The sequence below is a fragment of the Variovorax sp. J22R115 genome (genome assembly GCF_030317005.1).
In the GTDB taxonomy this organism is placed as follows: domain Bacteria; phylum Pseudomonadota; class Gammaproteobacteria; order Burkholderiales; family Burkholderiaceae_C; genus Variovorax.
Genome location: NZ_JASZYM010000002.1, coordinates 163,449 through 187,881, shown reverse-complemented (window position 1 = coordinate 187,881; position 24,433 = coordinate 163,449). Strand labels below are relative to the sequence as shown.

Below are 24,433 nucleotides of genomic sequence, written 5' to 3'. Positions count from 1 at the left end.
CTAAGCTCGAGGGATGGATGAATTCGATTGCGCCGTCATCGGCGCCGGAGTGGTGGGGCTCGCCGTCGCGAGCGCGCTCGCGTTGCAAGGGCGTGACGTCATCGTGCTGGAGGCCGAAGGCGCCATCGGGACAGGGACGAGTTCCCGCAACAGCGAGGTGATCCACGCTGGCATCTATTACCCGCAGGGCTCGCTGAAGGCGCGGCTGTGCGTAGAGGGCAAGCAGTTGCTCTATGACTATGCCGGACAGCGAGGCCTGCCTCATCGTCGTTGCGGCAAGCTCATCGTGGCCACTGCCGAGCCGCAGGTCGCGCAACTCGACGGCATCATGGCCAAGGCGCGCGCCAACGGCGTGGACGACCTGGTGCTCCTCACGCGCGAGCAGGCCCAGGCGATGGAGCCGCAACTGGAATGCCTTGCCGCCTTGCACTCGCCGAGCACTGGCATCGTCGACAGCCACGCGTTGATGTTGAGCCTGCAGGGCGATCTTGAAAACGCCGGCGGGGTCGTGGCATTGAAGTCGAAAGTCGAGCGCGCCGAATGCGCGGACGGATCGGTCATCGTGATGACGCAGGACGGCACGGCCCTGCGTTGCAACACCGTGGTGAACTCCGCAGGGCTGGCGGCGCCTCTGTTGGCCCGCCAGTTTCAGGGGCTTCCCGCGAATGCGGTGCCGTCGGCCTACTACGCCAAGGGCAACTACTTCACCCTGGCGTGCCGGGCACCGTTCAGTCGCCTGATCTATCCGGTGCCGGAGGCCGCGGGCCTGGGCGTGCATCTGACGCTCGACCTGGGCGGTCAGGCCAAGTTCGGCCCAGACGTCCAGTGGGTGGCTTCGCCCGACGACCTGACCGTGGATCCGGCGCGCGGCGACAGTTTTTATGCCGAGGTGCGCAGGTACTGGCCCGCCTTGCCCGATGGCGTGCTCGTCGCGGGCTACGCAGGCATTCGTCCCAAGATATCCGGGCCGGGCGAAGCAGCGGCCGATTTCAGGATCGAAGGGCCGTCCACCCACGGTGTGCCGGGGCTGGTCAACCTGTTCGGGATCGAGTCACCGGGGCTGACCAGCAGCCTTGCCATTGGCCGCCATGTGGCCGAACTGCTGTCGTAGATGCGCGAGGGCATGTACCATGGAACGGCACGCCGCTGTCGGCGTGGAGCCGCCGGCGCGGTGCCGGCGCGACCGAGGAGGACCTTTTTCAATGACTGCATCCACCAATCTCGAAGCCGCGGCCAACGCCGTGGCTGAAGATATCGCGAGCGACGTCCGTGGCGTGCTCGCAAGCAAAGATCTCGACTCCGTGCCTCACATCAAGGCGCTGCGTCAGCGCATCGACAGCAAATTGGCGATCGCGCGTGAACTCGCGGCAGAGAAGAGCCGTGTTGCCGCTCAGAAGGCCCGCGAAGCAGCCAATACGGCCAATGCCTACGCTCATGACGAGCCCTGGCAGATCGCCGGCGCCGCGCTGGCGGTGGGCGTGCTGGTGGGCCTGCTGCTTGGCCGCCGCTGAGCGCAACGCACCCGGCGCCCGCGGGGGCCGCCGATGAGGGTGTCGAGTCTCTTCGGGCTCAAGGGTTACCTGCGCCGATTGCGCATCCTGGCAGGTGAAGGCGCACTGGCTGCCGAAGACCGGGCGCAGCTTCTGCGATTCGCGTGGCAGGACGAGAGAAAGCGCCTCAAGAGTATCCTGGGACTGGTGATTGCGGTCATCGGACTCACGACCGTTGCCATCGCGTTGCTGTCCGTGGCGATCGTCGTGCATTTCTGGGAGACGCCGCACCGCATCACAGCAGCCTGGTTGGTGGCCGCGATGTGGGTTGGGCTCTGGTTGGCGGCGGTAGTCGTTTTGATGTCCATGCTGAGCAAATCTTCGGAAGCGTTCGATCCGGCGCGCGAGGCGTTCGAGCGCGACTTGGCATGGATCCAGGAGAGCCTCGGTCGTCAGCGCAGTGAAGACGCGGCGCGCCAAGAACGACCCGCAACTCGCGAGGAACTGCTCGCACGCATCGAGCGCCAGCGCGAGCGCATCGCGACGCTCCAGGCTGCTGCCACGGGAGCGGGGGAGGCACCGTCGCCCCGAGCGGACGAATCCGCGAGTGCCACGGCCATGCGCCTGGCGCGCGAGCATCCCATCGCAACCGGTGTGGCGGCTGCAACCGTCGTGGCAGTCGTGGGGCCGCGTCGCCTCGTGCGCTGGGCATCCGTGATCGTTCCGGTGATCTGGCGGATGCGTTGATTGCCGGCGCTCAGGCCCGGCGCTTGCGCAGTGCCTGGGCCGCCTGGTGGATCAGCGCCGGCCCCCGATAGATCAGTCCGGTGTAGATCTGCACGAGATCGGCGCCGGCGTCGATCTTGGCCTGTGCATCCGCGGCGTTCAGGACGCCCCCCACACCGATGATCGGATATCTGGGTCCCAACTCCGCTCGCAATTGGCCGATCACGCGGTTGCTCGCTTCCTTGACCGGCGCACCCGAGAGGCCGCCGGTTTCATTGGCATGGGGCAGTCCTGCCACTGCGTCGCGCGCGAGGGTGGTGTTGGTGGCGATCACACCGTCCATCCCGTGGCGCTGAAGCGTGGCCGCGATCACCTTGACCTGGGCCGCGTCGAGGTCCGGCGCGATCTTCACGAAGAGAGGAACGCGTCTGCCTTGTCGTGCGGCCAGTGCCTCGCGCTTGTCCGCCACCGCGCCGAGCAGCGCGTCAAGCGCCTCGTCGCTTTGGAGTGACCGCAGGTTGGCCGTGTTGGGGCTCGAGATGTTGATGGTCACGTAGTCCGAGTGGGGATACACGCCGTCCAGGCAGATCAGGTAGTCGTCCACCGCGCGCTCGATCGGCGTGGCCGCGTTCTTCCCGATGTTGAGGCCGAGCAGCATCGGTGCCCGGGACGTATTGCGGCGAAAGCGCGCACGCTGGACGTTGGCGATGAAGGCTTCGAGCCCGTCGTTGTTGAAGCCGAGTCGGTTGATCAGCGCATCGCGCTGCGGCAGGCGGAACATGCGCGGCTTCGGGTTGCCCGGCTGTGGCTTCGGCGTGACGGTCCCGACCTCCACGAAGCCGAAGCCCATCGCGGCAAAGGCGTCGATGCAGCGCGCGTTCTTGTCGAGGCCGGCCGCGAGTCCGATGCGGTTCGGAAACTGCAGCCCGGCGACGGTGATCCTGTCGTCCACGCGCGGCGCCGCGTAAGCGCAGGCCAGCGGTGTGTTCTGCGTGCGCGCCAGCGCGTCGAGCGTCAGCTCATGGGCGTGCTCGGGGTCGAATCCAAAGAGGAAGGGTCGGGCAAGCCCGTAAAGTGAAGAGGGCAACAGCAGGGGCATCGGATAATTCTCGACTTCAATCAGCCAAGGATTCTCTCCGATGACCTCACCCGCCCCAGCTCCCGCCTTGACTCAGGACGAACTCAAGGCACAGGTCGGTCGCGCCGCGCTGGACTACGTGGTGAAGGGCCAGATCGTCGGCGTCGGCACAGGTTCGACCGTGAACAAGTTCATCGACGCTCTCGCGACGATCAAAGGAGACATCCGGGGCGCGGTGTCGAGTTCGGTGGCATCGACAGAGCGCCTGCGTGCCTTGGGCATCCCGGTGTTCGACAGCAACGAGGTCGAGGAACTGGCGGTCTACATCGACGGCGCGGACGAGATCGACGGCCGCGGCTACATGATCAAGGGAGGTGGCGCCGCGCTCACGCGCGAGAAGATCGTTGCCGCCCAGTCCAAGCGCTTCGTGTGCATCGCCGATGCATCCAAGCTCGTGAACACGCTGGGCGCCTTCCCGCTGCCGGTCGAAGTGATTCCGATGGCGGTGCAGCGCGTGATTCGGCAGTTCACGCGCCTGGGCGGCCTGGCGCAGGTCCGCGAGAAGGACGGCGTGCCACTCATTACCGACAACGGCCAGCACATCGTCGACGTGACCGGCCTGAGGATCCCCGACCCGCTCGGCTTCGAGAGCGAGGTGAATCAGTGGCCGGGCGTGGTGACGGTGGGCGTCTTCGCGCACCAGCGCGCCAGCGTGTGCCTCCTGGGCACGTCGACGGGCGTGAGAACCATGCGCTTCAACTGAGCAGCGCAGGCGGGCACCAGCGTTGCGTCAGAACTTGATGCCGGCGGGGTTGCTCGGGGTCGGTCCGCTCGCCGCAGCAGGTGCCGGTGCGGGCGGTGCCGCCGATGCGGGCGCTGCGGGCGCGGGCTGCGCCGCAGGTTGCAAGGCGACCAGGGGTTGCGCCGGCGGATTGCGGTAGCCCGGCGGCAACTGGGCGCTCTTGGGATAGCCCGCCGCATCGAGGTATTGCGACCACTCGGCATCCGAGAAGCCCTTGAGTTGCTGCGCGCCGATCGTGACCAAGGGAAGGGAGCTCTGGCTGCTCAGACGCTGCAGGGCGCCGATGTCCTCGTTGGTCTTGACGGTGCGTTCCTCGAAAGGCACGCCGCGCGCGATCAACAGCGAGCGGCCGGCACCGCAAGGGCCGCATTCGTCCCCGGTGTAAAGCGTGACCGGATAGCGTTGAGCCACTTGCCGCAATTCGTAAGGAAGGGCCGAATTCGTGCTGATCGAGCTGCCGGAGCGAGGCGCCGCGGGCTGGGCATTGGCAGCCGGCGGTTGGTCGGAGAAGGTGACCTTGCCGTTCTTGTCGACATTGCGGTAGACCGGCTGCGCGAGCGCGGCGCAAGCGACCGCCAGTAAGGTGAGGCCCGAGAGGGCGGCGTTGAGCTTCATCGATGACTACTCCCGAAATCGGATGTAACGAAGTATCTCAGGGTCTGCCGGCAACGCCGTCGTTTCTCAAGCGGTCTGGGCCTCTGCCATCCCCTGATGTCGCAACAGCGCATCGAGTTGAGGTTCGCGGCCGCGGAAAGCCTTGAAGGATTCCATCGCGGTGCGGCTGCCGCCTGCCTCCAGGATGGCTTGGCGGTACTTCCGTCCGGTCTCGATGCTGGGTTCGCCATTGACGCCGGCGGTCTCCTCGAAGGCCGCGTAGGCGTCGGCGCTGAGGACCTCGGCCCACTTGTAGCTGTAGTAGCCGGCCGCGTAGCCGCCCGAGAAGATGTGGCTGAAGGTGTTGGGCGTGCGGCTGAAGGGGGGCGCCGGCATGACCGCGACTTCGCTGCGCACCTTGCCGAGCAACGCCAGCACATCGCCTGGCTTGGCCGTGGCAGCGTCATATTCAGTGTGCAAAAGCATGTCGAATAGCGAGAACTCGATCTGGCGCAGGGTCTGCAGGCCGCTCTGGAAGTTCTTGGCCGCCGTCATCTTGTCGAAGAGGGCGCGCGGCAAAGGCTCGCCGGTGTCGACGTGCGAGGTCATGTGGGCGAGAACGTCCCACTCCCAGCAGAAGTTCTCCATGAACTGGCTCGGCAGTTCGACCGCGTCCCACTCGACACCGCTGATACCCGACACGTCGCGCTCGTTGATCTGCGTGAGCATGTGGTGCAGGCCATGGCCGAACTCGTGGAAGAGCGTGGTCACGTCGTCGTGCGTGAGCAGCGGCGGCTTGCCGTCGACGCCCTCGGCGAAGTTGCACACCAGCTGCGCGACGGGCGTCTGCAGGGTGCCGGTATCCGGGCGCAGCCAGCGAGCGCGCACGTCGTCCATCCACGCGCCACCGCGCTTGGCGGCACGGGCGGACGGGTCGAGGTAGAACTGGCCGACCTTTTCCCCGGCGCGCTCGATTCGGTAGAACTCGACGCTCGGGTGCCACACGGGTGCGCTGTCCCGGCGGATCGACACTTCGAACAGCGTCTCGACGATCTTGAACAGTCCCGCCATGACTTTCGGCGCGGTGAAGTACTGCTTGACCTCCTGCTCGCTGAAGGCATAGCGCGCTTCCTTGAGCTTTTCGCCGATGTAGCTCCAGTCCCAGGGCTGCGGATCGAGGATACCGAGTTGCTCGGCCGCGAATGCGCGCAGGTCGGCCAGATCGCGCTCGCCGTAGGGCTTGGCCTTGGTGGCCAGATCGCGCAGGAACTTGACGACCTGGTCGCCCGATTCAGCCATCTTCGGCACGATGGAAAGCTCGCCGAAGTTGGGATAGCCGAGCAGCCTGGCTTCCTCCTGCCGCAACGCGAGGATCTCGCGGATCAGCTCGGTGTTGTCGAAGGCCGGATCGCCGAACTCGCTGGCACGCGTCACGTAGGCACGGTAGAGCCTTTCGCGCAGTGCGCTGCTCTTGGCAAACTGCATGACCGGCAGGTAGGAGGGCATCTTCAGCGTGAGCTTGAAGCCGTCCTTGCCTTCCGCTTCGGCGGCCGCGCGCGCTCCGCTGACGACGTCCTCGGGCAGGCCTTCGAGTTCGTCGGCCTGTGCGTACCAGGCGAAGGCGTCGGTCGCATCGAGTGCGTTTTCGCTGAACTTCTGGCTCAGTTCGGCCTGGCGTTCCTGGATTTCCGCGAAGCGCGTCTTGGCGACGCCCTGCAGTTCGGCTCCACCGAGTACGAAGTTGCGGATCGCATTGCGATGGGCCTGGCGTTGTTCGGTGTTGAGCGTGGCTGGATCAATGGCCTTGTACTTGGCGTAGAGCCGCTCGTCGGATCCGAGCCGTGTCCAGAAGGCCGTGACCCGCGGCATGGCCTCGTTGTACGCGGCGCGCAATTCGGGCGTGTCGGCGACGGCGTTGAGATGCCCCACGGCACCCCATGCGCGGCTGAAGCGCTCCGAAGCTACGTCGAGCACCCTGGAGATCGTCATCCAGTCGGCCGGGAACTCCGGTGCCGTCACGGTTTGCAGCGCCGCCTCGGCATCAGCCAGGAGCGTATCGACGGCAGGCGCCACCTGCTCGGGCGTGATCCGATCGAACAGCGGGAGATCAGTGAAGTCGAGAAGCGGGTTGGTCATAGGTAAGTTTCCAGGGCGAGCGGAGCAAGGCCCCTTCGGGAACCACCGCGGATCCGGCTTCGCCGGGCCGCCGGTGGTGCCCCTCGAGGGGGAGGCGGCTACACGAAGTGAGCAAGCAACGGGGTGATTCCTAGTTTGCGGCGCGTTCTGCCGCTTCAAGGGTGTTGGCGAGCAGCATGGCGCGGGTCATCGGGCCCACGCCGCCGGGGACGGGAGTGATCCAGCCCGCGACTTCCTTGACGCCGTCGAAGTCCACGTCGCCCGCGAGCTTGCCGTCGTCCTTGCGGTTCATGCCGACGTCGACGACCACCGCGCCGGGCTTCACCATATCTGCGGTCAGGATGTTGCGCTTGCCGACCGCGGCGACGACCACGTCGGCCTGACGGGTGAGGGCGGCGAGATCTTTCGTCGCGCTGTGGCAGATGGTCACCGTGGCGTTCTTCGCCAACAGCATCATGGCCATGGGCTTGCCGACGATGTTGCTGCGGCCGATCACGACCGCGTGCTTGCCGCGCAGGTCGTAGCCGATCCACTCGAGCATCTTCATGCACCCGTGCGGCGTGCAGGGCCAGAAGCCCGGCTGGCCCACCATCAGCGCGCCTGCGCTGGCGACGTGGAATCCGTCCACGTCCTTCGCTGGCGAAATGGCCTCGATGACCCGATGGCTGTCCATGTGCGGCGGCAGCGGGAGTTGCACCAGGATGCCGTGCACCTTGGGGTCTTCGTTCAAGGCGTGGATGCGCGCGAGCAGGTCGGTTTCGGTCAAGGAGGCGGGATAGCGCTCGAGATTCGCGGTCAGCCCGGTTTCGCTGCTGTCGTTGACCTTGTGCTTGACGTAGACCTGGCTGGCAGGATCGTCGCCGACCAGGACGATCGCAAGCGTCGGTTCGATCCCCCGTGCCTTGAGTGCTCCAATGCGGCCAGCCACTTCGGCGCGGATTTTTCGGGACAGCGCGTTGCCGTCGATCAGTTGGGCGGTCATCGGTTTTGTGGATTTCCAAGTAGAAACGCCCGCTTGCGCAGGCGTGGAAGGCTGGTGGTGTCCGTTGCTCGAACGGCGGCTAGGCCTTGGCCGGGGCGGCCTGCCCGAGCGCAATCTTGAGCAGGTCGGCCACCGTGTTCGCGTTGAGCTTTTCCATGATGTTGGCGCGGTGCGCCTCCACCGTCTTGATGCTGATGCCGAGGTCGTCGGCGATCTGCTTGTTCAGCCGGCCGGCCACGATGCGTTCGAGCACCTGGGCCTCGCGGCCGGTGAGCTTCGACAGCAGCGCATCGCGGCTGGCAGATTGCTGGTGTTGCGCAAAAGCGCCGCGCGCGTGCTCGAGCATGCGTTCGACCAGCGCCACGAGGGCCTCGTCGTTGAAGGGCTTCTGGATGAAATCCATTGCACCCTTCTTCATGCTGTCGACCGCCATCGGCACGTCGCCGTGACCGGTGATCACGACAATCGGCAGGGGCGATCGCCGCTCGATCAGGCGGTCCTGCAACTCGATGCCCGACATGCCGCCCATGCGGATGTCGACGATCAGGCAGGCGACTTCGCGCGGGTCATAGCGGGAGAGAAACGATTCGGCAGAGTCGAAGCAGCGGACCCGGTAGTCCTTGCCTTCGAGCAGCCATTGCAGCGAATCGCGAACCGCTTCGTCGTCGTCGACGACATAGACGGTGCCCTTCTTGGGAATCAAACTCATGCAGGTACTTTCGCCTCGTTGCTTGCTACGGATTCGATAGCGTCTAACACCGGTATCCAGAAGGAGAAACGGCATCCGACCACATCGGGCCCATTGTAGATGTTCTCCGCCTGCATCCGGCCGCGATGCGACTCGACGATGGTCCGGCAGAGATTGAGCCCGATGCCCATACCTTCGGGCTTGGTGGAGAAGAAGGCTTCGTACAGCCGGTCCATCACTTCAGGTGCCAGGCCCATGCCGGTGTCCTGCACCGAGAATTCGACGGCGTTGTGCCCGTCGATGATCTTCGGTAGCACACGCAGTTCGACGCTGCGGCGCGCCAGCGGCCGGTTTGCCAGGTCGATGGATTCAGCGGCGTTCTTCAGCAGGTTGACCATCACCTGCTCGATCAGGATGGGGTCGACGCGCAGGATCGGCAGGCGCGCCGCGACGTAGTGGTTGAGACGCACGTTGCGGCGCCGCAACTCGATGCCGGCCAGTTCGACCGCTTCGCTCACCATGGTCGAGACTTCGGCCGGCGTCCGGTTCGGCTCGCTGCGCTTCACGAAGGAGCGGATGCGCTGGATGATCTGGCCCGCGCGCTGCGCCTGCTTCGACGTCTTGTCGAGCGCCGCGAGCAGGGCGTCCGAGTCGATCTGCTGGCCCTTGATGCGCGACATCATTCCGTTGCAGTAATTGGTGATGGCGGTCAGTGGCTGGTTGAGTTCGTGCGCCACGCTGGACGCCATTTCGCCCATGGTGATCAGCCGGCTGGCAGCCTGTGCCCGATCGGCCTGCGCTGCTGACAGGTCTTCCGCGTCGCGCCGCGGTGTGATGTCGGTCGCGATGACCAATTGCGCGAGCCGGCCGTCGACCCAGGTCAGATAGCGCGAACGCACTTCGAGCCACTTGCCGAGTTCGGGCACGAAGATCTCGTTGTTGGCCGGTTGCGCGGCAGTCAACTGGTCGACCGGCAGGCCGGCAAACGCGTCGACGTCGTCGAGGGCCTCGTCGTGCGCATGCGCGGCCGGCACGCCAGCCTGCGCCACCATGCCCAGGTGCCCCACGGTGTTGGAGCCGAACCAGAGGCGATAGAGCTTATTGGCAAACAGCAACTCTTCGCTGCCCAGCGGCGCGACCGACACCGAGGCATCCAACGCTTCGAGCACTGTGGTGAAGCGTTCGTATGAGGCCGACAGCTGTTCGCGAATGCGCGTTGGCTCCGTGATGTCGGTCATCGAGGTCATCCAGCCGGTCTGGTGCCCGCGTGCGTCGATCAGCGGCGAGACGTAGAGCCGTGCGTTGAACACGCTGCCGTTCTTGCGCTTCACGCGCACCTGGAAGCCACCCGGCAAGGCGCGGCCGTGCAGCTCTTCCTCGAGCCGCTCGTTCATGACCTCGCGGTCGGATTCGAGCCAGTAGGGGAAGGGCGGCGTCTGGCCGACGAGCTCGTTTTCGCTCCACCCCGTCATCGCGCAGAAGGCAGCGTTCACGTAGGTGATGCGGCCTTCCAGGTCGAGCACCCGCATGCCGGTGAGCATCGAGTTTTCCATCGCGCGACGGAAGTTGGTTTCGGCTACCAGCGCCTGTTGTGCCTGCAGTCGGCGCCGCGTGTGGCGCCAGGTGCCGATCAGCATCCAGCTGGTCAGCACGCTGAGCGCGCCAACCAGCCAGAAAAGCCCGTTGCCCACGACGCCTTGCGAGGTGCGATACGCCTGCGCCCGCAGCACCAGGGCATTCCCGACCGGCGAGACCGGCACCTCGTACTCATTGGTCCGCACCGTCCAGGGCAGGAGCCGCGTGCCGGCACCGCGCGGACTCGCGACCGTGTTGCCGGCGAGGAGGCCCCCCTTCGCGTCAAGCAGTGAAACGGCGTAGCGCGCCGAGACTTCCGCGGGCATTCCATAACGCAGCAGGCCGTCGATGGAGAACTCGCCAAGCAGCATTCCGGCAAACAGGCCCTGGTCGAACAGGGGAATATGGAGCTGCAGCATCGGCTGTGGCTCACCGCCGGCCAGGGGTTGCGAGAACACAGGTTGCCGCAGTTCGCGCGCGAGGGCGTAGTTGCTCTCCGTGTCGCCAGGCCGCAGCACGTCACCGATCGCATGCTGCTGCGCCGGGTGGACGCTGGGCGCGGCATAGCCGGCCTTGAAGCGGCGGCGATCGTCGATCCAGCTCACCGCCTGCAGTTCCGGGAACTGGCTCACGAGCGATTCGGCGCGGCTCGTGAATTCGGTCGCGTCGATCTCGCGGTTGGACGCATCGCGCGCCAGTCGCATGAGCTGCTCTTGGCGCTCCAGCAGACGAAGCCGCACGCGCTGCTGCGCGTATTCCACGTCGCGCCTCACCGACTCCTGAACGCGTTCCATTTCCTCCGCACGGAGATACCAGAAGGCCGAGACGATGGCCGCAAGGAAAAGCAGCACTGCCGCCAACGGGGCCAGCATCGCGACCGCGTCCTGCAGCATAGGCGTCTGGCGGCGCCACCAGCGGCGCCACCATGAAAGGGGCGACGCGTGCACCGCGTTGCGGGCGACGGCGATCGGGGAAGAAAGGGGCATCGGGCAAGTTTAGGTGAACGCTCTTGCGCGAGCACGGACGCGCAAGCGCCATCCTGCTCTGCTTTCCCGAGGTAATTTCATAATAAGAAATTGATACGCACTATTTGAAATCTGAAGATTTCTGTGAGAAACTGCCGCGCGTTGCCGGTTACGGCACTAAATTACAGCCACCCCCCTCAAAAGGAGACAAGCATGTCGGCAAATCCCGAGAGCCAGTTCGGCTCGGCCGCGAACGACCCGGACGCACAGGAGACACGTGAGTGGATGGACGCCCTTTCGGCGGTCATCCAAAGCGAGGGGCCAGAGCGAGCGCACTTCCTGCTCGAGCAATTGCTCGAGCACGCCCGCCAGAACAGCATCGACAAACCGTTCTCGGCCAACACCGCCTACGTGAACACCATCGAGACCGACCAGGAAGAACGGTCTCCCGGCAATACCGAGATCGAGGAACGCCTGCGCTCCTACATGCGCTGGAACGCGATGGCGATGGTCGTCAAGGCCAACCGCCACCACCCGCCCGAAGGCGGTGACCTGGGCGGCCACATCGGTTCCTTCGCCTCGCTGGCCAGCATGTTCGGCGCCGGCTTCAACCACTTCTGGCACGCCGAAAGCGAAAACCACGGCGGCGACTGCCTCTATATCCAAGGCCACGTTTCGCCCGGCATCTATGCCCGCGCCTACCTCGAAGGCCGCCTGACCGAAGAGCAACTGCTCAACTTCCGCCAGGAAGTCGACGGCAAGGGGCTGTCGAGCTACCCGCACCCGAAGCTGATGCCCGAGTTCTGGCAATTCCCGACCGTCTCGATGGGCCTCGGTCCGCTGATGGCGATCTACCAGGCCCGCTTCCTCAAGTACCTGCACGCGCGCGGCATTGCCAACACCGAGAACCGCAAGGTCTGGGTCTTCTGCGGCGACGGCGAAATGGACGAGGTCGAGTCGCTGGGCGCCATCGGCCTGGCGGCGCGCGAGAAGCTCGACAACCTGGTCTTCGTCATCAACTGCAACCTGCAGCGCCTGGACGGCCCGGTGCGGGGCAACGGCAAGATCATCCAGGAGCTCGAAGGCGAATTCCGCGGCTCGGGCTGGAACGTCATCAAGCTGATCTGGGGCAGCAACTGGGACCCGCTGCTCGCGCGTGACAAGGACGGTGCGCTGCGCAAGATCATGATGGACACGAACGACGGTGACTACCAGTCGTTCAAGGCCAACGACGGTGCCTATGTGCGCAAGCACTTCTTCGGCCGCGATCCGCGCACGCTGGAGATGGTCGCCAAGATGAGCGACGACGAGATCTGGAATCTGCGCCGCGGCGGCCATGATTCGCAGAAGGTCTACGCGGCCTTTCATTCGGCCGTCAATCACAAGGGCCAGCCCACCGTGCTGCTGATCAAGACCGTCAAGGGCTTCGGCATGGGCAAGATCGGCGAAGGCAAGAACACTGTCCACCAGACCAAGAAGCTGGGCGAGGAGGACATCAAAGCCTTCCGCGACCGCTTCAACATCCCGATCCCGGACAGCCAGCTCGCCGACCTGCCGTTCTACAAGCCGGCCGACGACACGCCCGAAATGAAGTACCTGCACGAGCGCCGCAAGGCCCTCGGTGGCTACCTGCCGCATCGCCGCGTGAAGGCCGACGAGAGTTTCACCGTGCCCTCGCTCGAAACCTTCAAGGCCGTGTTGGAGCCGACCGCGGAAGGGCGCGAGATCTCGACCACGCAAGCCTATGTGCGCTTCCTGACGCAGCTGCTGCGCGACCAGGCGCTCGGCCCGCGCGTGGTGCCGATCCTGGTCGACGAGGCACGTACCTTCGGCATGGAAGGTCTGTTCCGCCAAGTGGGGATCTACAACCCCGCGGGTCAGCAGTACACGCCGGTCGACAAGGATCAGGTCATGTACTACAAGGAAGACAAGGCCGGCCAGATCCTGCAGGAAGGCATCAACGAGGCTGGCGGCATGTCGAGCTGGATTGCGGCGGCCACGTCGTACAGCACCAACAACCGCATCATGGTGCCGTTCTACGTGTACTACTCGATGTTCGGCTTCCAGCGCATCGGCGACCTGGCCTGGGCGGCCGGCGACATGCAGGCCCGCGGCTTCCTGCTGGGCGGCACCTCGGGACGCACCACGCTCAATGGCGAGGGCCTGCAGCATGAGGACGGTCACAGCCACATCCTGGCGAACACCATCCCGAACTGCGTGAGCTACGACCCGACCTTCGCACACGAAGTCGGCGTGATCCTGCACCATGGCCTGAAGCGCATGGTGGAGAAGCAGGACAACGTCTATTACTACCTGACGCTGCTCAATGAGAACTACCCGATGCCTGGCCTCCAGCCCGGCACCGAGGAGCAGATCATCAAGGGCATGTACTTGTGCAAGCAGGGGCCTGCGCTGAAGGCCAAGGCGCCCACCGTGCAATTGCTGGGCAGCGGCACCATCCTGCGCGAGAGCATCTCCGCGCAGGAACTGCTCGAAAAGGACTGGGGCGTGAGCGCCTCGGTCTGGAGTTGCCCGAGCTTCAACGAGCTGACCCGTGACGGCCAGGAAGCCGATCGCTGGAACCTGCTGCATCCGACGGAGGAGCCTCGCGTTTGCTTCGTCGCGAAGCAACTCGGCGCGTCGACGGGTCCGGTGGTGGCATCGACCGACTACATGAAGGCCTACGCCGAACAGATCCGCCCCTTCATCCCGAAGGGCCGCAACTACAAGGTGCTCGGCACCGACGGCTTCGGCCGCAGCGACTTCCGCAACAAGTTGCGGGAGCATTTCGAGATCAACCGCCACTACATCGTGGTCGCTGCGCTCAAGGCGCTGGCCGAAGATGGCGTCGTTCCCGCGCAGAAGGTGGCGGACGCAATCAAGAAGTACGGTATCAACGCTGACAAGATCAACCCGCTCTACGCATAAAACAATCAACTGCGCCTCAAGGGCGGGAGACACGATATGGCAACAGTGGAAATCAAGGTGCCGGACATCGGCGACTTCGACGAAGTCGCGGTGATCGAGGTTCTGGTGAAGGTGGGCGACACGGTGAAGGCCGAGCAGTCGCTGATCACGGTGGAGTCGGACAAGGCCTCGATGGAGATTCCGTCGAGCCAGGCCGGCGTCGTGAAGGAACTCAAGGTCGAGGTCGGCAGCAAGGTCAAGGAGGGTTCGGTCGTGCTGGTGCTCGAAGGTGAGGGCGCGGTTGCGCCCACTGCGGCACCGGCGGCGGCTCCGGCCTCCGCGACGGCGGCGCCCGCTCCGGCATCTGCACCGGCTGCAGCCGCACCTGCCGCAGCCGCCGGTCCGATCGAAGTGAAGGTACCCGACATCGGCGACTTCAAGGACGTCGCGGTGATCGAGGTCCTCGTGAAACCTGGCGATGCGATCAAGCAGGAGCAGTCGCTGATCACGGTCGAGTCGGACAAGGCGTCGATGGAGATTCCGTCTTCCGCGGCCGGCGTGCTCAAGGAGCTCAAGGTCAAGGTGGGCGACACGGTCAACATCGGAGACTTGATCGCGATCATCGAGGGATCCGGCGGTGCTGCTGCGGCACCCGCCGCCGCTTCGGCAACGGCACAGGCCGCCGCGGCCCCCACATCGGCCAGCGCCTCTGCGCCGGCCCCAGCGTCCGTACCCTCTGCTGCTGTGCCTGCGCACGATCCGACTGTCGCGCCGTCCGGAAAGCTGCCGCATGCATCGCCCTCGGTGCGCAAGTTCGCCCGCGATCTCGGCGTGCCGCTCGAAGAGGTGAAGGGCAGCGGTCCCAAGGGCCGCATCACCCAGGAAGACATCCAGAACTTCACCAAGGCCGTGATGAGCGGCGCGGCGAGCACCAAGGCTTCGGGCGCCAAGGCACCCGCAGGCGGAGGCAGCGGCGAAGCGCTGGGCCTGCTGCCGTGGCCCAAGGTCGACTTCACCAAGTTCGGCACGGTCGAGCGCAAGGACCTGTCGCGTATCAAGAAGATCAGCGGCGCCAACCTGCACCGCAACTGGGTGATGATCCCGCACGTCACGAACAACGACGAAGCAGATATCACCGAGCTCGAAGCCTTCCGCGTGTCCACCAACAAGGAGAACGAGAAGTCGGGCATCAAGGTCACGATGCTGGCCTTCGTGATCAAGGCCATGGTCTCGGCGCTGAAGAAGTTCCCCGATTTCAACACCAGCATGGACGGCGACCAGCTCGTCTACAAGCAGTACTACAACATCGGCTTCGCGGCGGACACGCCGAACGGGCTGGTGGTGCCGGTGCTCAAGGACGCCGACAAGAAGGGCGTGCTGCAGATCAGCCAGGAAATGGGGGAGCTCGCCAAGAAGGCGCGCGACGGCAAGCTCGGCTCGGCCGACATGCAAGGCGGCTGCATCTCGATCAGCTCGCTCGGTGGCATCGGCGGCACGCACTTCACGCCGATCATCAACGCGCCCGAGGTGGCGATCCTCGGTCTCTCCAAGGGGGCGACGAAGCCGGTATGGGATGGCAAGGCCTTCCAGCCGCGCCTGATGCTGCCGCTGTCGCTGTCATACGACCATCGCGTGATCGACGGCGCGTCTGCGGCCCGGTTCAATGCCTACCTGGGTCAGGTCCTCGCCGACTTCCGCCGCGTTCTTCTATGACAACCGTCGTGGCCGTCCGAAAAGGCGGCCAAGTCGTGATGGCAGCCGATTCCTTGGTGACCTTCGGCGACACGCGGCTGTCGCATCGTGCCGAGAAAAACCAGAAGTTGTTCATGGTCAACGACGCCGCGGGCCAGAGCATCTTTGCCGTGGCCGGCGCGGCGGCCCACTTCCTGGTGCTGCAGCATGCGCTGGCGGCGCAGCCGGCCGAGGCGCTTCGCTTCGGCAGCAAGGACGAGATCTTCCGCACCTTCACGCTGCTGCATCCGGTGCTCAAGGACTCGTTCTTCCTGCAGACCAAGGAGGACGAGCATGAGCCCTACGAGTCGAGCCAGTTCACGATGTTGCTCGCCAACGCGAGTGGCATCTATGGCATCTACAGCTATCGCGAAGTCTTCGAGTTCAAGCAGTTCTGGAGCATCGGCTCCGGCCGCAGCTTTGCACTCGGCGCGATGCATGCAGCCTATGACAAGGCGCGCTCGGCGCGCGACGTGGCCGAGGCCGGCGTGGTCGCGGCCTGCGAATTCGATCGAAACTCGGCCGGACCGGTCGACGTTCTCACACTCAAACTGAAGGTGTCCAAATGAGCGAAGTACAAGTCAAAGTGCCGGACATCGGCGATTTCGATGAAGTTGCGGTGATCGAGGTTCTCGTAAAGCCCGGCGACACCGTGAAGGCGGAGCAGTCGCTGATCACGGTGGAGTCGGACAAGGCCTCGATGGAGATCCCCTCATCGCACGCGGGCGTGGTCAAGTCGGTGGCCGTGAAGGTCGGCGACAAGGTCAGCGAGGGGTCTGTGGTGTTGACGCTGGATGCAGCCGAAGGCGCCGCTGCTGCGCCGGCACCCGCGCCGGCCGCCTCCCCATCCGCCGCACCGGCGCCGAAGGAGGCGTCGGCACCGACTGCACCGGCACCGGCGTCTGCGGTGGCATCGACCTACGCGGGCTCGGTGGACGTCGAATGCGATCTGCTGGTGCTGGGCGCCGGCCCTGGCGGCTATTCCGCGGCCTTCCGCGCGGCCGACCTCGGCCTCAAGGTCGTGCTGGTCGAGCGTTACGCGACGTTGGGCGGCGTCTGCCTCAACGTCGGGTGCATTCCCTCCAAGGCGCTGTTGCATGTCGCGGCGGTGATCGACGAGGTCAAGCACTTCGCCGACTTGGGGGTGAGCTACGGCGAACCCACCGTGGATCGCGCCAAACTGCTCGGCCGCAAGAACAAGGTGGTCGGCAAGCTGACCGGCGGCCTGGCCGCCATGGCGAAGATGCGCAAGGTGACGACGGTGCGCGGTGTCGGCGAGTTCGTCGATCCGTACCACGTCAAGGTGCAGGAGACCACGGGCGACGGCAAGGACGTGACCGGCAAGGCGCAGACCGTCAAGTTCCGCCATTGCGTGATCGCGGCGGGCTCGCAGGCGGTGCAGTTGCCCTTCATGCCGAAGGATCCCCGCGTCGTCGATTCCACCGGAGCACTTGAACTCGGCGTCGACCCCAAGCGCATGCTGATCCTCGGCGGCGGCATCATCGGGCTCGAAATGGGCTCGGTGTATTCCACGCTGGGCGCGAGGCTCGACGTCGTCGAGATGCTCGACGGGCTGATGCAGGGCGCGGACCGCGACCTCGTCAAGGTCTGGCAGAAGCTCAACGCACCGCGCTTCGACAACATCATGCTGAAGACCAAGACCGTCGGCGCCGAAGCCACGAAGGAAGGCATCCGCGTGACCTTCGAAGGCGAGCAGGCTCCGAAGGAACCGCAGGTCTACGATCTGGTGCTGCAGGCCGTCGGCCGCAGTCCCAATGGCAAGAAGATCGGCGCCGAGAAGGCAGGGGTGAACGTGAGCGATCGCGGCTTCATTCCCGTCGACATCCAGATGCGCACCAATGTGCCGCACATCTTTGCGGTCGGCGACATCGTCGGTCAGCCGATGCTGGAGCACAAGGCGGTGCACGAAGCGCATGTAGCGGCAGAGGTGATTGCCGGCGAACAGAAGGGCGACAAGGAACTCGCAAGCGCAGCCTTCAATGCCCGCGTGATTCCGAGCGTCGCCTACACCGATCCGGAAGTGGCGTGGGTCGGCCTCACCGAGGACCAGGCCAAGGCCGAGGGCGTGAAGATCCACAAGGGTCTGTTCCCGTGGACGGCTTCGGGCCGCGCCATCGCGAACGGTCGCGACGAGGGCTTCACCAAGCTCCTGTTCGACGAGGAAACGCATCGCATCGTCGGTGGCGGCATTGTCGGGACGCACGCTGGCGACATGATCGGCGAGATCGCGCTCGCCATCGAGATGGGGGCCGACGCCATCGATATCGGCAAGACCATTCATCCGCACCCGACCTTGGGTGAGAGCATCGGCCTGGCGGCGGAAGCGGCGCACGGCAGTTGCACGGACTTGCCGCCAGTCAAAAAACGCTAAGGCAAATGACGAAAAAAATCCCGCCAGCGGCGGGATTTTTCGTTGGGGCGCCGCCGGATCAGTCGCCCGAGGTCTTGAGAAGGTCGTCCTGGGACGAGACCACGCGGCGCGCCCCGCTGAAGCGACGCTGCCAGTAGCTGCCGCTCATGTCTTCCACGCGCACCTGGGCGCCAGGCTTGGGGGAATGGATGAACTTGCCTTCGCCGACATAGATGCCGACATGGCTGAATGCGCGGCGCATGGTGTTGAAGAACACCAGGTCGCCGGGCTTCAAGTCGTGGCGGTCGATCTTCTGGGTAGCGGCGGCCTGTTCTTCGGCGCGGCGGGGGAGCAGGTGGCCGACGGTCTGGTTGTACATTGCGCGGACGAAACCGCTGCAGTCGAAGCCCGTCTCGACGGTGTTGCCGCCGCGGCGGTAGGGAACGCCGAGGAAGCCAATCGCCGTGACGACGAGGTCGGAAGTGCGGTCCACCATGGTCTGCCGAACCTGATGCAGCTGGCCCATCAGACTCTTGTCGACGACCATCATCTCGTTGTTGTCGTCCGCCCGATCGAGTTGCGGCGCGGCGTGAGCGGCGGTCGCAAGCAGGAGGGCGGCAGTGAGCATTAAAAATCGCATGGCGCGTAGGATATGGACGACACCATGGAGTGTCAATTTCATGTGAGTTCGGGATTTTGCACGTAACTGCTTGTCAGAGATGGGATTTTTTCACCTTCTCACAATCAAAAATGTAAAGGTTTCGATTATTGGCAATAAGTTCTTTCGCTCGTGTAATGCGAAAGGCTTGGAATTTCGCCGGAATGACCAAACGATTGCAAGTCCAGACGCATCGAAGGAGCCGAATGCCCTCACAATTTGTAACTGTTCGTCGATGGACATCACGCCTGCTTTGCCTGGCTGCGGCGAGTGCTGGGATGGCGACTGCGGCGCCCCGGATCGAGGTCGTTGCTTCAGGACTTGAGAACCCCTGGGGCGTCGGCTTTCTTCCGGGCGGACGCTTCCTAGTGACCGAAAAAGCCGGTCGCATTCGCGTCGTCGGGGTCGATGGCAAAGTGGGCGCGCCGGTTGCCGGACTGCCCGCCATCGCTGCGGGCGGGCAGGGCGGTCTGCTGGACGTGATCGCCGATAGCGCGTTCGAAGCCAACCGCACCTTCTATTTCTGCTACTCGGAGCCCGATGCGGCCGGAATGGGCAATAGCACGGCGCTGGCACGAGCCCAGTTGTCGGCCGATGGAAGCCGCATCGAAGGCCTGAAGGTGATATTCAGCCAGCAGCCCAAGGTCGCGAGCCGCAATCATTTCGGCTGCCGCATCGTCGAGGCCAAGGACGGTACGCTGTTCCTCACGCTGGGCGACCGCTTCAGCCGCAAGGAAGACGCCCAGAAACTCGACAACCATCTGGGCAAGATCGTGCGCCTAGGCAAGGACGGCTCGGTTCCGAAGGACAACCCCTTCGTCGGGAAGGCGGGTGCACTGCCCGAAATCTGGAGCTACGGGCACCGCAACGGGCAGGGCGCCACGCTGGCGCCGGATGGAAAGCTCTGGATGCACGAGCATGGCCCGCAGGGCGGTGACGAAATCAACATTCCGCAGGCCGGCCGCAATCATGGATGGCCGGTGATCACCTTCGGTGAGAACTACGGCGGCGGCAGGATCGGCGACGGGATCACCCAGAAGGAAGGAATGGAGCAGCCGCTGCACTACTGGGTGCCTTCCATCGCGCCGTCGGGGATGGCCTTCCTGACCAGCGATCGCTACGGCGCGGGCTGGAAGGGGAATCTCTTTGTGGGATCGCTCAAGTTCGGCTATCTCGACCGAATTGAGCTGAAGGGTGGCAAGGTCGTGGCCGAGCACAAGCTGCTGGAAGACGGCCGAGCGCGCATCCGCGACGTAAAGCAGGGGCCGGACGGCTTGCTTTACATGCTGACGGACGAATCCAACGGCAAGCTCCTTCGTCTCTTGCCTGAATGAAATGAAGCTTTCGGTGGTACGGTCTGGCCTCTCCTCTCTCCAGTTACTCGCGAAAGACGTTTTCCCATGCTGCTCGATGCATCGCAATCCCAGTTGGTTCTGGTCGACTATCAGGCGCGCCTGATGCCATCGATCTTCGAGGCGGACGCCGTGACGAAGAATGCGGTGCGCCTCGGCAAGATCGCCAAGCTGATGCAGGTACCGGTCTGGGGCACCGAGGAAAACCCGTCGAAGCTGGGCGAGAACCTTCCCGACATCCGTGTCCTGTGCCAGCGCACGCTCGCCAAGATGCATTTCAGCGCCGCGGAAGAAGGCCTTGGCGAATGGCTGCGCGTGCCGGCCAAGGCGCCTCAGGGCAATGCCCGCAGTCTCCCTAAGCACCTCCAGAAGCCGGCAGCGGCCGAAGAGCGCAACATGATCGTCATGGCCGGCTGCGAGGCGCACGTGTGCCTGATGCAGACGGCGCTCGATCTGCTCGAGGACGAGTTCGAAGTCTGGGTCGTCACGGATGCCTGCAGCTCGCGCACCGAGCGCAACCGGGACGCGGCCTTCGATCGGCTGGCGGGCGCCGGCGCGGAACTGGTGACCACCGAGATGGTGGGCTTCGAGTGGCTTCGCACGGCGGAGCATCCCCGTTTCGATGAAGTGCTGGCGTTGATCAAATAGCTGCTGGCGGCCCGCGAAAACCGGGCCGGTGCCCTATTTCTGAAGCCGGCGGTAGGCGCTGAAGTGCCGAATGGCCTCGCGCCGATGACCCAGGTGGTCATGCAATCGGGCGGCGTTGAAATGCGCATCACCGACGGTCGAATCGATCTCGAGGCATCGCTCGTAACTCTCGAGCGCATCATGCAGGCGTCCCAGGTCTTCCAGTGCCACCGCACGATTGAAATGCAGCAGCGCCACACTCGGTCGCAGGCCCAACGCAGCGTCATAGAGGGCTGCGGCTTCTTCGTGGCGCCCCGTCTCGCAGAGGATCGCGCCCAGATTCAGGTAGGCATCTGAAAAATCCGGCGCAATGGCTACGGCCTTCCGGTAGGCCGCTTCAGCGGCCTGCATATCCCGCGTTTCGAGTTCTTCAGCCTGCGTGAACCATGCGTCCGCGGATGCTTGAACCGATTGCGGCGGGTTTGCGTCTTCGCTCTGCAGATGCTCCACGAACGCCACCGAGCCTCGTGCGGCCGCAACCTCGAAGTCCATCAGCAACTGGCCCGACTCTGCCTCCCACTGGCTGTCGCGTTCGCGCACGGCGATCGTGCTGCCCACGGCCGTGATCCGCAAGCCGGTCAAGGGCAATTCCGCGGGCAACGTGGCTTTCAGCCGCTGCAGCGCGCGCAGGATCTTGCGCGTCGGGATGTCGGCGGCCTGGAGTTCGTGAGCGGTACGCAGCAGAACGACATCGCGAAAGGAAAACCGGTACTCGTTGCGCGGTCCTCGCGCAGGATGGACGAAGCCGTTCGCGATCAACCCCGAGATCGCACTCCGGGAGAGGCCGAGCATTTCCTGGAGGCTGCGCAGGGTGTGGGGCGCCTGCACCTTGACGTCGGTCACTTCCTCAAGCGCGCGGCGGCCGGGGCTGCGGTCGTCGTCTTGGCAGGGGCGCGCTTCACGCCCTTGCGTTCCTTCGAAGCGAGCGGTGTCACGACTTCAGCGGCAGGCGTACGCGGCGTCGCCGGGCGTTTCGTACCGCCGGCACCTGCGCGAACCAGGCTGGCGCGCAGCATTTCGGTGAGGTCGATGATCTGGCCGCTGCCCGGCGCTGTTTCACGCTCTTCCACCGCAACCACCTGCTTGCCCGCGATCTTCGCGTCGATGGCCTCGAGAATCCGCTTCTTCTCCTCGTCGACGAACTGCGCGGGGTCGTAGCTGTCCTGGGATATCTGGTCGATGAGCTGCAGCGCGAGTTGCACTTCCGCGTCCGATGGCTTGATCTCCTCGATCTCCAGATCCTTGAGCGAACGGACCTCGTCGGCGTAGAGAAGCTGCTGCAGCACCAGGCCGTCCTCGGCGGCTCGGACCTGCACGACGTATTGCTTGCCTTTCCAGGCCCATTTCGCGAGCGCGCACCGGCCGCTCTTGCGCATGGCCGCGCGCAGCAGGGTGTAGGGCTTGGCGCCGCGCTTGTCGGGCGCTATGAAGTACGCCTTGTCGTAATAGATCGGGTCGACGGCCTTTTCCGGAATGAAGGCGACGATGTCGATCGTATGGGTCGCGCTTTCCTCGACGGCCTTCAATTCGTCGGGGGTGAAGAGGACGTAGCGGTCCTTCTCGAATTCATAGCCCTTGACCATTTCGGAGCGGGGCACCACGACCGACTGATCCTTCTCCGAGACGTATTGCTGCTTCACGCGCGAGCCGTCCTTGGCCAGGAGATTGAATCTGACCGCTCCGGAGCTTTCGGTCGCGGAGTACAGCTTGACCGGGATGGAAACCAACCCGAAGCTCAGCGATAGCGAGGCGATCGAACGTGCAGCCATGAAACCTCCAAGGAGGTATTCAGCACCTCCCCGGCCGGAGAATGCCACTTTCCTGGACGCTCGGCCAGAGGGGGACGCAACTTCAGCAGGCGCGACGGATAGGCATACAGCGATTTCCAGTCGATGTTTTCTCTCTCGTCACTCACGCGGCGTCCTTCCCTTGATGGCATTGGCGTTCGTCATGTTTGCGGCACTTCGGGATTGGGCAGGAAGTCGAGCCCGACACGCGACAGTACTTCGCGCAGGCGGCCCAGCGTCTTCGGGCCAATGGCGACTTCTTTCAGTAACTCCTGCTCGCTGATCGCGGAGAGATCCTCGATGCAGAAGATGCTGAGTTCCTTGAGCGCATCCCGCGCGCTCGCGCGCACGGAGATCTCGTCGATCGGCGTTTCGGGGCTCAACTGGATCGGCATGTTGAACCGCTGCGCGCCTCTGGGGCGCCAGTTGAAGGACTGGAATTCGAAGGTTGAGTCCTCGGGGATCAGGCGTTCGCGCAGTGCTGCCGCGTGCTGGCGCTTGGCTTCATGAATGGCGCTCCGGAGGGCCCCGAGACAGGGGAGCAGTTCGTCGTCGGGCAACTGGGCGAGGTCATCAACGGATTGGATCATGCAAGACATAACTTGGACTTCCATCAATACGTGCGCCGTCGGACGTGGCTGCGGGCCACTTCTTCAACGCCGGAAAAACGAGGATGGGGTTCGAGGCGCGGAGCGCCTCAATGGCATGCACGTTGCTGCTCCGGTCGTCGGAGCCGGGTGATGCCAATCGGGAAAGTGCTTTCCCAGTGAAACCGCAGTGCGACGTGTCGCGAAACTTTGACCGGAGACTCCGAAAACCGCATGCCTGCTTGCTCTTTGATTGCCGATTCGACGGCGACGCCTAAGTATTGGGAGTCTGCTGCAGGAAGTCCATGCCGCGCATGGATGAAGGTTATGCGCGTAGCGAATGTCCGTCTTTCACCTTGAGTTCGAGGCTTTGCATGACCTGGTCGCGAAACCAGATGTGGGCCGCGTGGCGGTGTGTTCGGTCGTGCCAGGAGATGTAGACATCGAACGCCGGCACGACCACTGGCAATGCCAGTTCGGCAAGCCCGAAGCGATCGCGAAAACGCGACGCCAGCGACAGGGGCAGGAGCGCCACCATGTCCGATTTCTCCAGCAGGTGAGGTGCAGTGAGGTAGTTCGGAGTGACGTAGCGGCGCTGGCGCTGCAGCCCCTGCGCGGCCAGAGCCTGATCGACGGATTCGCCGAAGCAGTTCACGGTGTTCGGCATGATCACCACGTGTTCGAGGCCCGCGAACTCCGCCGGCGTGAGCGTCTTGCCCATGGCCCAGTGGCCGGCGCGCGCTATGCACACGATGCGATCGCGAAACAGCAGGCGGTGGCGGAGTTCGCGCAGGCTGGGCGGCAGGATGCCGACGCAGAAGTCGACATCGCCCGCCTCGAGCACCTTGTTGAACTGCGAAGGATGCACCGGGTGTCGTACCGATATCGAAATGCCCGGATACTCCGTGCCGAGATGCTGCACCAGGTGGTCGACGAAGAGGCACTCCAGATAGTCGGTGGCGACCATGCGGAACAGGTAGCGAGTGACTCTCGGGTCGAAAGCCACCGCGTTGCCGAGCAGTTCATCCATCTCCTCCAGGATCCGCTCGGCGAAGTCGCGCAATTGGAGCGCCTTGGCAGTGGGGATCAGGCCGCTGCCGCCCTTCACGAGGATCGGGTCACCCGTGACAGTACGCAACTGGCCGATCGCGCGGCTCATTGCGGGCTGGCTGATGGAGATCGCCTCCGCAGCGCGCGAGACGTGCGAGTGACGGACAAGCGCCACCAGGCATTTGAGCAAATGGAAGCTCAGTTCACCGTTGGCATTTCTTTCCTGGTGCATAGGCGGCTGTGTTGAACACGAAAACCTGAGGATAC

The 24,433-nt window shown here is 64.5% G+C and carries 21 protein-coding genes; 10 read left to right on the top strand and 11 right to left on the bottom strand.

The window, feature by feature from the left end:
- Positions 1–13 precede the first annotated feature (13 nt).
- From QTI04_RS03795 to QTI04_RS03785, 3 genes are all read left to right on the top strand, one after another.
- Positions 14–1,111: an NAD(P)/FAD-dependent oxidoreductase gene (locus QTI04_RS03795; RefSeq protein WP_286614260.1), complete on the top strand. Its 1,098-nt coding sequence runs from the start codon at positions 14–16 to the stop codon at positions 1,109–1,111.
- A 91-nt stretch (positions 1,112–1,202) separates the two neighbouring features.
- Positions 1,203–1,511, top strand: a complete 309-nt coding sequence (locus tag QTI04_RS03790) for a DUF883 family protein (RefSeq protein ID WP_286368215.1) — start codon at positions 1,203–1,205, stop codon at positions 1,509–1,511.
- 33 nt (positions 1,512–1,544) lie between these two features.
- A complete protein-coding gene (locus QTI04_RS03785) occupies positions 1,545–2,237 on the top strand; it encodes a phage holin family protein (protein WP_286614259.1) in 693 nt (230 codons plus the stop codon).
- A 10-nt stretch (positions 2,238–2,247) separates the two neighbouring features.
- On the opposite strand, the gene QTI04_RS03780 is transcribed toward QTI04_RS03785, so the two are convergent.
- Entirely contained in the window at positions 2,248–3,315 is a 1,068-nt protein-coding gene (locus QTI04_RS03780; RefSeq protein ID WP_286614258.1) for a quinone-dependent dihydroorotate dehydrogenase, read from the bottom strand.
- A 40-nt stretch (positions 3,316–3,355) separates the two neighbouring features.
- Here QTI04_RS03780 and rpiA point away from each other — a divergent pair, with 40 nt between their 5' ends.
- Positions 3,356–4,057, top strand: coding sequence for a ribose-5-phosphate isomerase RpiA (gene rpiA, locus QTI04_RS03775; protein WP_286597892.1), 702 nt, complete (start codon positions 3,356–3,358; stop codon positions 4,055–4,057).
- 27 nt (positions 4,058–4,084) lie between these two features.
- On the opposite strand, the gene QTI04_RS03770 is transcribed toward rpiA, so the two are convergent.
- The 5 genes from QTI04_RS03770 to QTI04_RS03750 all read right to left on the bottom strand — a co-directional run bounded on the left by QTI04_RS03770 (position 4,085) and on the right by QTI04_RS03750 (position 11,057).
- Entirely contained in the window at positions 4,085–4,711 is a 627-nt protein-coding gene (locus QTI04_RS03770; RefSeq protein ID WP_286614257.1) for a glutaredoxin family protein, read from the bottom strand.
- 66 nt (positions 4,712–4,777) lie between these two features.
- Positions 4,778–6,826: a M3 family metallopeptidase gene (locus QTI04_RS03765; protein WP_286597894.1), complete on the bottom strand. Its 2,049-nt coding sequence runs from the start codon at positions 6,824–6,826 to the stop codon at positions 4,778–4,780.
- 130 nt (positions 6,827–6,956) lie between these two features.
- Positions 6,957–7,808, bottom strand: coding sequence for a bifunctional methylenetetrahydrofolate dehydrogenase/methenyltetrahydrofolate cyclohydrolase FolD (gene folD / locus QTI04_RS03760; protein ID WP_286614256.1), 852 nt, complete (start codon positions 7,806–7,808; stop codon positions 6,957–6,959).
- A gap of 79 nt (positions 7,809–7,887) precedes the next feature.
- Positions 7,888–8,517 (bottom strand): response regulator transcription factor, encoded by a 630-nt coding sequence (locus QTI04_RS03755; protein ID WP_028253580.1) that lies wholly within the window; start codon positions 8,515–8,517, stop codon positions 7,888–7,890.
- Entirely contained in the window at positions 8,514–11,057 is a 2,544-nt protein-coding gene (locus QTI04_RS03750; protein ID WP_286597896.1) for a PAS domain-containing sensor histidine kinase, read from the bottom strand. Before QTI04_RS03750 ends, QTI04_RS03755 begins: the two co-directional genes overlap by 4 nt.
- A gap of 192 nt (positions 11,058–11,249) precedes the next feature.
- On the opposite strand from QTI04_RS03750, the gene aceE reads away from it, so the two are divergent.
- Genes aceE through lpdA form a run of 4 tightly spaced genes read left to right on the top strand, consistent with a single transcriptional unit; the run spans position 11,250 to position 18,066 of the window.
- Positions 11,250–13,964 carry a pyruvate dehydrogenase (acetyl-transferring), homodimeric type gene (aceE, locus tag QTI04_RS03745; RefSeq protein ID WP_286597897.1) on the top strand — a complete coding sequence of 905 codons (2,715 nt, stop codon included), beginning with the start codon at positions 11,250–11,252 and terminating at the stop codon, positions 13,962–13,964.
- A 36-nt stretch (positions 13,965–14,000) separates the two neighbouring features.
- The gene (aceF, locus tag QTI04_RS03740) at positions 14,001–15,656 is read left to right on the top strand and encodes a dihydrolipoyllysine-residue acetyltransferase (protein WP_286614255.1); all 1,656 of its coding nucleotides are present in this window, start codon (positions 14,001–14,003) and stop codon (positions 15,654–15,656) included.
- Complete coding sequence (locus tag QTI04_RS03735; protein WP_286597900.1) at positions 15,653–16,243, top strand: MFS transporter; 591 nt, start codon at positions 15,653–15,655, stop codon at positions 16,241–16,243. Before aceF ends, QTI04_RS03735 begins: the two co-directional genes overlap by 4 nt.
- The gene (lpdA, locus tag QTI04_RS03730; RefSeq protein ID WP_286597902.1) at positions 16,240–18,066 is read left to right on the top strand and encodes a dihydrolipoyl dehydrogenase; all 1,827 of its coding nucleotides are present in this window, start codon (positions 16,240–16,242) and stop codon (positions 18,064–18,066) included. The genes QTI04_RS03735 and lpdA overlap by 4 nt, the downstream gene beginning before the upstream one ends.
- 58 nt (positions 18,067–18,124) lie before the next feature.
- Here the strand turns inward: lpdA and QTI04_RS03725 are convergent, their stop codons facing one another.
- The gene (locus QTI04_RS03725; RefSeq protein ID WP_286599238.1) at positions 18,125–18,685 is read right to left on the bottom strand and encodes a C40 family peptidase; all 561 of its coding nucleotides are present in this window, start codon (positions 18,683–18,685) and stop codon (positions 18,125–18,127) included.
- Positions 18,686–18,981: 296 nt separating this feature from the next.
- Between QTI04_RS03725 and QTI04_RS03720 the strand changes: the two genes are divergently transcribed.
- Positions 18,982–20,037, top strand: a complete 1,056-nt coding sequence (locus tag QTI04_RS03720) for a PQQ-dependent sugar dehydrogenase (RefSeq protein ID WP_286614254.1) — start codon at positions 18,982–18,984, stop codon at positions 20,035–20,037.
- Between the two features lie 66 nt (positions 20,038–20,103).
- A complete protein-coding gene (locus tag QTI04_RS03715; RefSeq protein ID WP_286614253.1) occupies positions 20,104–20,703 on the top strand; it encodes an isochorismatase family protein in 600 nt (199 codons plus the stop codon).
- Between the two features lie 33 nt (positions 20,704–20,736).
- Here the strand turns inward: QTI04_RS03715 and QTI04_RS03710 are convergent, their stop codons facing one another.
- The 4 genes from QTI04_RS03710 to QTI04_RS03695 form a co-directional block, all read right to left on the bottom strand.
- Positions 20,737–21,585 (bottom strand): tetratricopeptide repeat protein, encoded by an 849-nt coding sequence (locus QTI04_RS03710; protein WP_336621871.1) that lies wholly within the window; start codon positions 21,583–21,585, stop codon positions 20,737–20,739.
- Positions 21,582–22,511 (bottom strand): Ku protein, encoded by a 930-nt coding sequence (locus tag QTI04_RS03705; RefSeq protein WP_286614252.1) that lies wholly within the window; start codon positions 22,509–22,511, stop codon positions 21,582–21,584. Before QTI04_RS03705 ends, QTI04_RS03710 begins: the two co-directional genes overlap by 4 nt.
- 179 nt (positions 22,512–22,690) lie before the next feature.
- Positions 22,691–23,119, bottom strand: a complete 429-nt coding sequence (locus tag QTI04_RS03700; RefSeq protein WP_286597910.1) for a hypothetical protein — start codon at positions 23,117–23,119, stop codon at positions 22,691–22,693.
- A gap of 322 nt (positions 23,120–23,441) precedes the next feature.
- The gene (locus QTI04_RS03695) at positions 23,442–24,398 is read right to left on the bottom strand and encodes a LysR family transcriptional regulator (protein ID WP_286614251.1); all 957 of its coding nucleotides are present in this window, start codon (positions 24,396–24,398) and stop codon (positions 23,442–23,444) included.
- Between the last annotated feature and the right edge of the window lie 35 nt (positions 24,399–24,433).

Coding starts and splice junctions, on each gene's coding strand:
- QTI04_RS03770 (WP_286614257.1), bottom strand. CDS start 4,711: ATGAAGCTCAACGCCGCCCTCTCGGGCCTCACCTTACTGGCGGTCGCT.
- QTI04_RS03700 (WP_286597910.1), bottom strand. CDS start 23,119: ATGATCCAATCCGTTGATGACCTCGCCCAGTTGCCCGACGACGAACTG.
- aceE (WP_286597897.1), top strand. CDS start 11,250: ATGTCGGCAAATCCCGAGAGCCAGTTCGGCTCGGCCGCGAACGACCCG.
- QTI04_RS03720 (WP_286614254.1), top strand. CDS start 18,982: ATGGCGACTGCGGCGCCCCGGATCGAGGTCGTTGCTTCAGGACTTGAG.
- QTI04_RS03705 (WP_286614252.1), bottom strand. CDS start 22,511: ATGGCTGCACGTTCGATCGCCTCGCTATCGCTGAGCTTCGGGTTGGTT.
- QTI04_RS03780 (WP_286614258.1), bottom strand. CDS start 3,315: ATGCCCCTGCTGTTGCCCTCTTCACTTTACGGGCTTGCCCGACCCTTC.
- QTI04_RS03715 (WP_286614253.1), top strand. CDS start 20,104: ATGCTGCTCGATGCATCGCAATCCCAGTTGGTTCTGGTCGACTATCAG.
- QTI04_RS03725 (WP_286599238.1), bottom strand. CDS start 18,685: ATGCGATTTTTAATGCTCACTGCCGCCCTCCTGCTTGCGACCGCCGCT.
- QTI04_RS03755 (WP_028253580.1), bottom strand. CDS start 8,517: ATGAGTTTGATTCCCAAGAAGGGCACCGTCTATGTCGTCGACGACGAC.
- QTI04_RS03790 (WP_286368215.1), top strand. CDS start 1,203: ATGACTGCATCCACCAATCTCGAAGCCGCGGCCAACGCCGTGGCTGAA.
- QTI04_RS03765 (WP_286597894.1), bottom strand. CDS start 6,826: ATGACCAACCCGCTTCTCGACTTCACTGATCTCCCGCTGTTCGATCGG.
- QTI04_RS03795 (WP_286614260.1), top strand. CDS start 14: ATGGATGAATTCGATTGCGCCGTCATCGGCGCCGGAGTGGTGGGGCTC.
- QTI04_RS03785 (WP_286614259.1), top strand. CDS start 1,545: ATGAGGGTGTCGAGTCTCTTCGGGCTCAAGGGTTACCTGCGCCGATTG.
- rpiA (WP_286597892.1), top strand. CDS start 3,356: ATGACCTCACCCGCCCCAGCTCCCGCCTTGACTCAGGACGAACTCAAG.
- QTI04_RS03695 (WP_286614251.1), bottom strand. CDS start 24,398: ATGCACCAGGAAAGAAATGCCAACGGTGAACTGAGCTTCCATTTGCTC.
- lpdA (WP_286597902.1), top strand. CDS start 16,240: ATGAGCGAAGTACAAGTCAAAGTGCCGGACATCGGCGATTTCGATGAA.
- folD (WP_286614256.1), bottom strand. CDS start 7,808: ATGACCGCCCAACTGATCGACGGCAACGCGCTGTCCCGAAAAATCCGC.
- QTI04_RS03735 (WP_286597900.1), top strand. CDS start 15,653: ATGACAACCGTCGTGGCCGTCCGAAAAGGCGGCCAAGTCGTGATGGCA.
- aceF (WP_286614255.1), top strand. CDS start 14,001: ATGGCAACAGTGGAAATCAAGGTGCCGGACATCGGCGACTTCGACGAA.
- QTI04_RS03750 (WP_286597896.1), bottom strand. CDS start 11,057: ATGCCCCTTTCTTCCCCGATCGCCGTCGCCCGCAACGCGGTGCACGCG.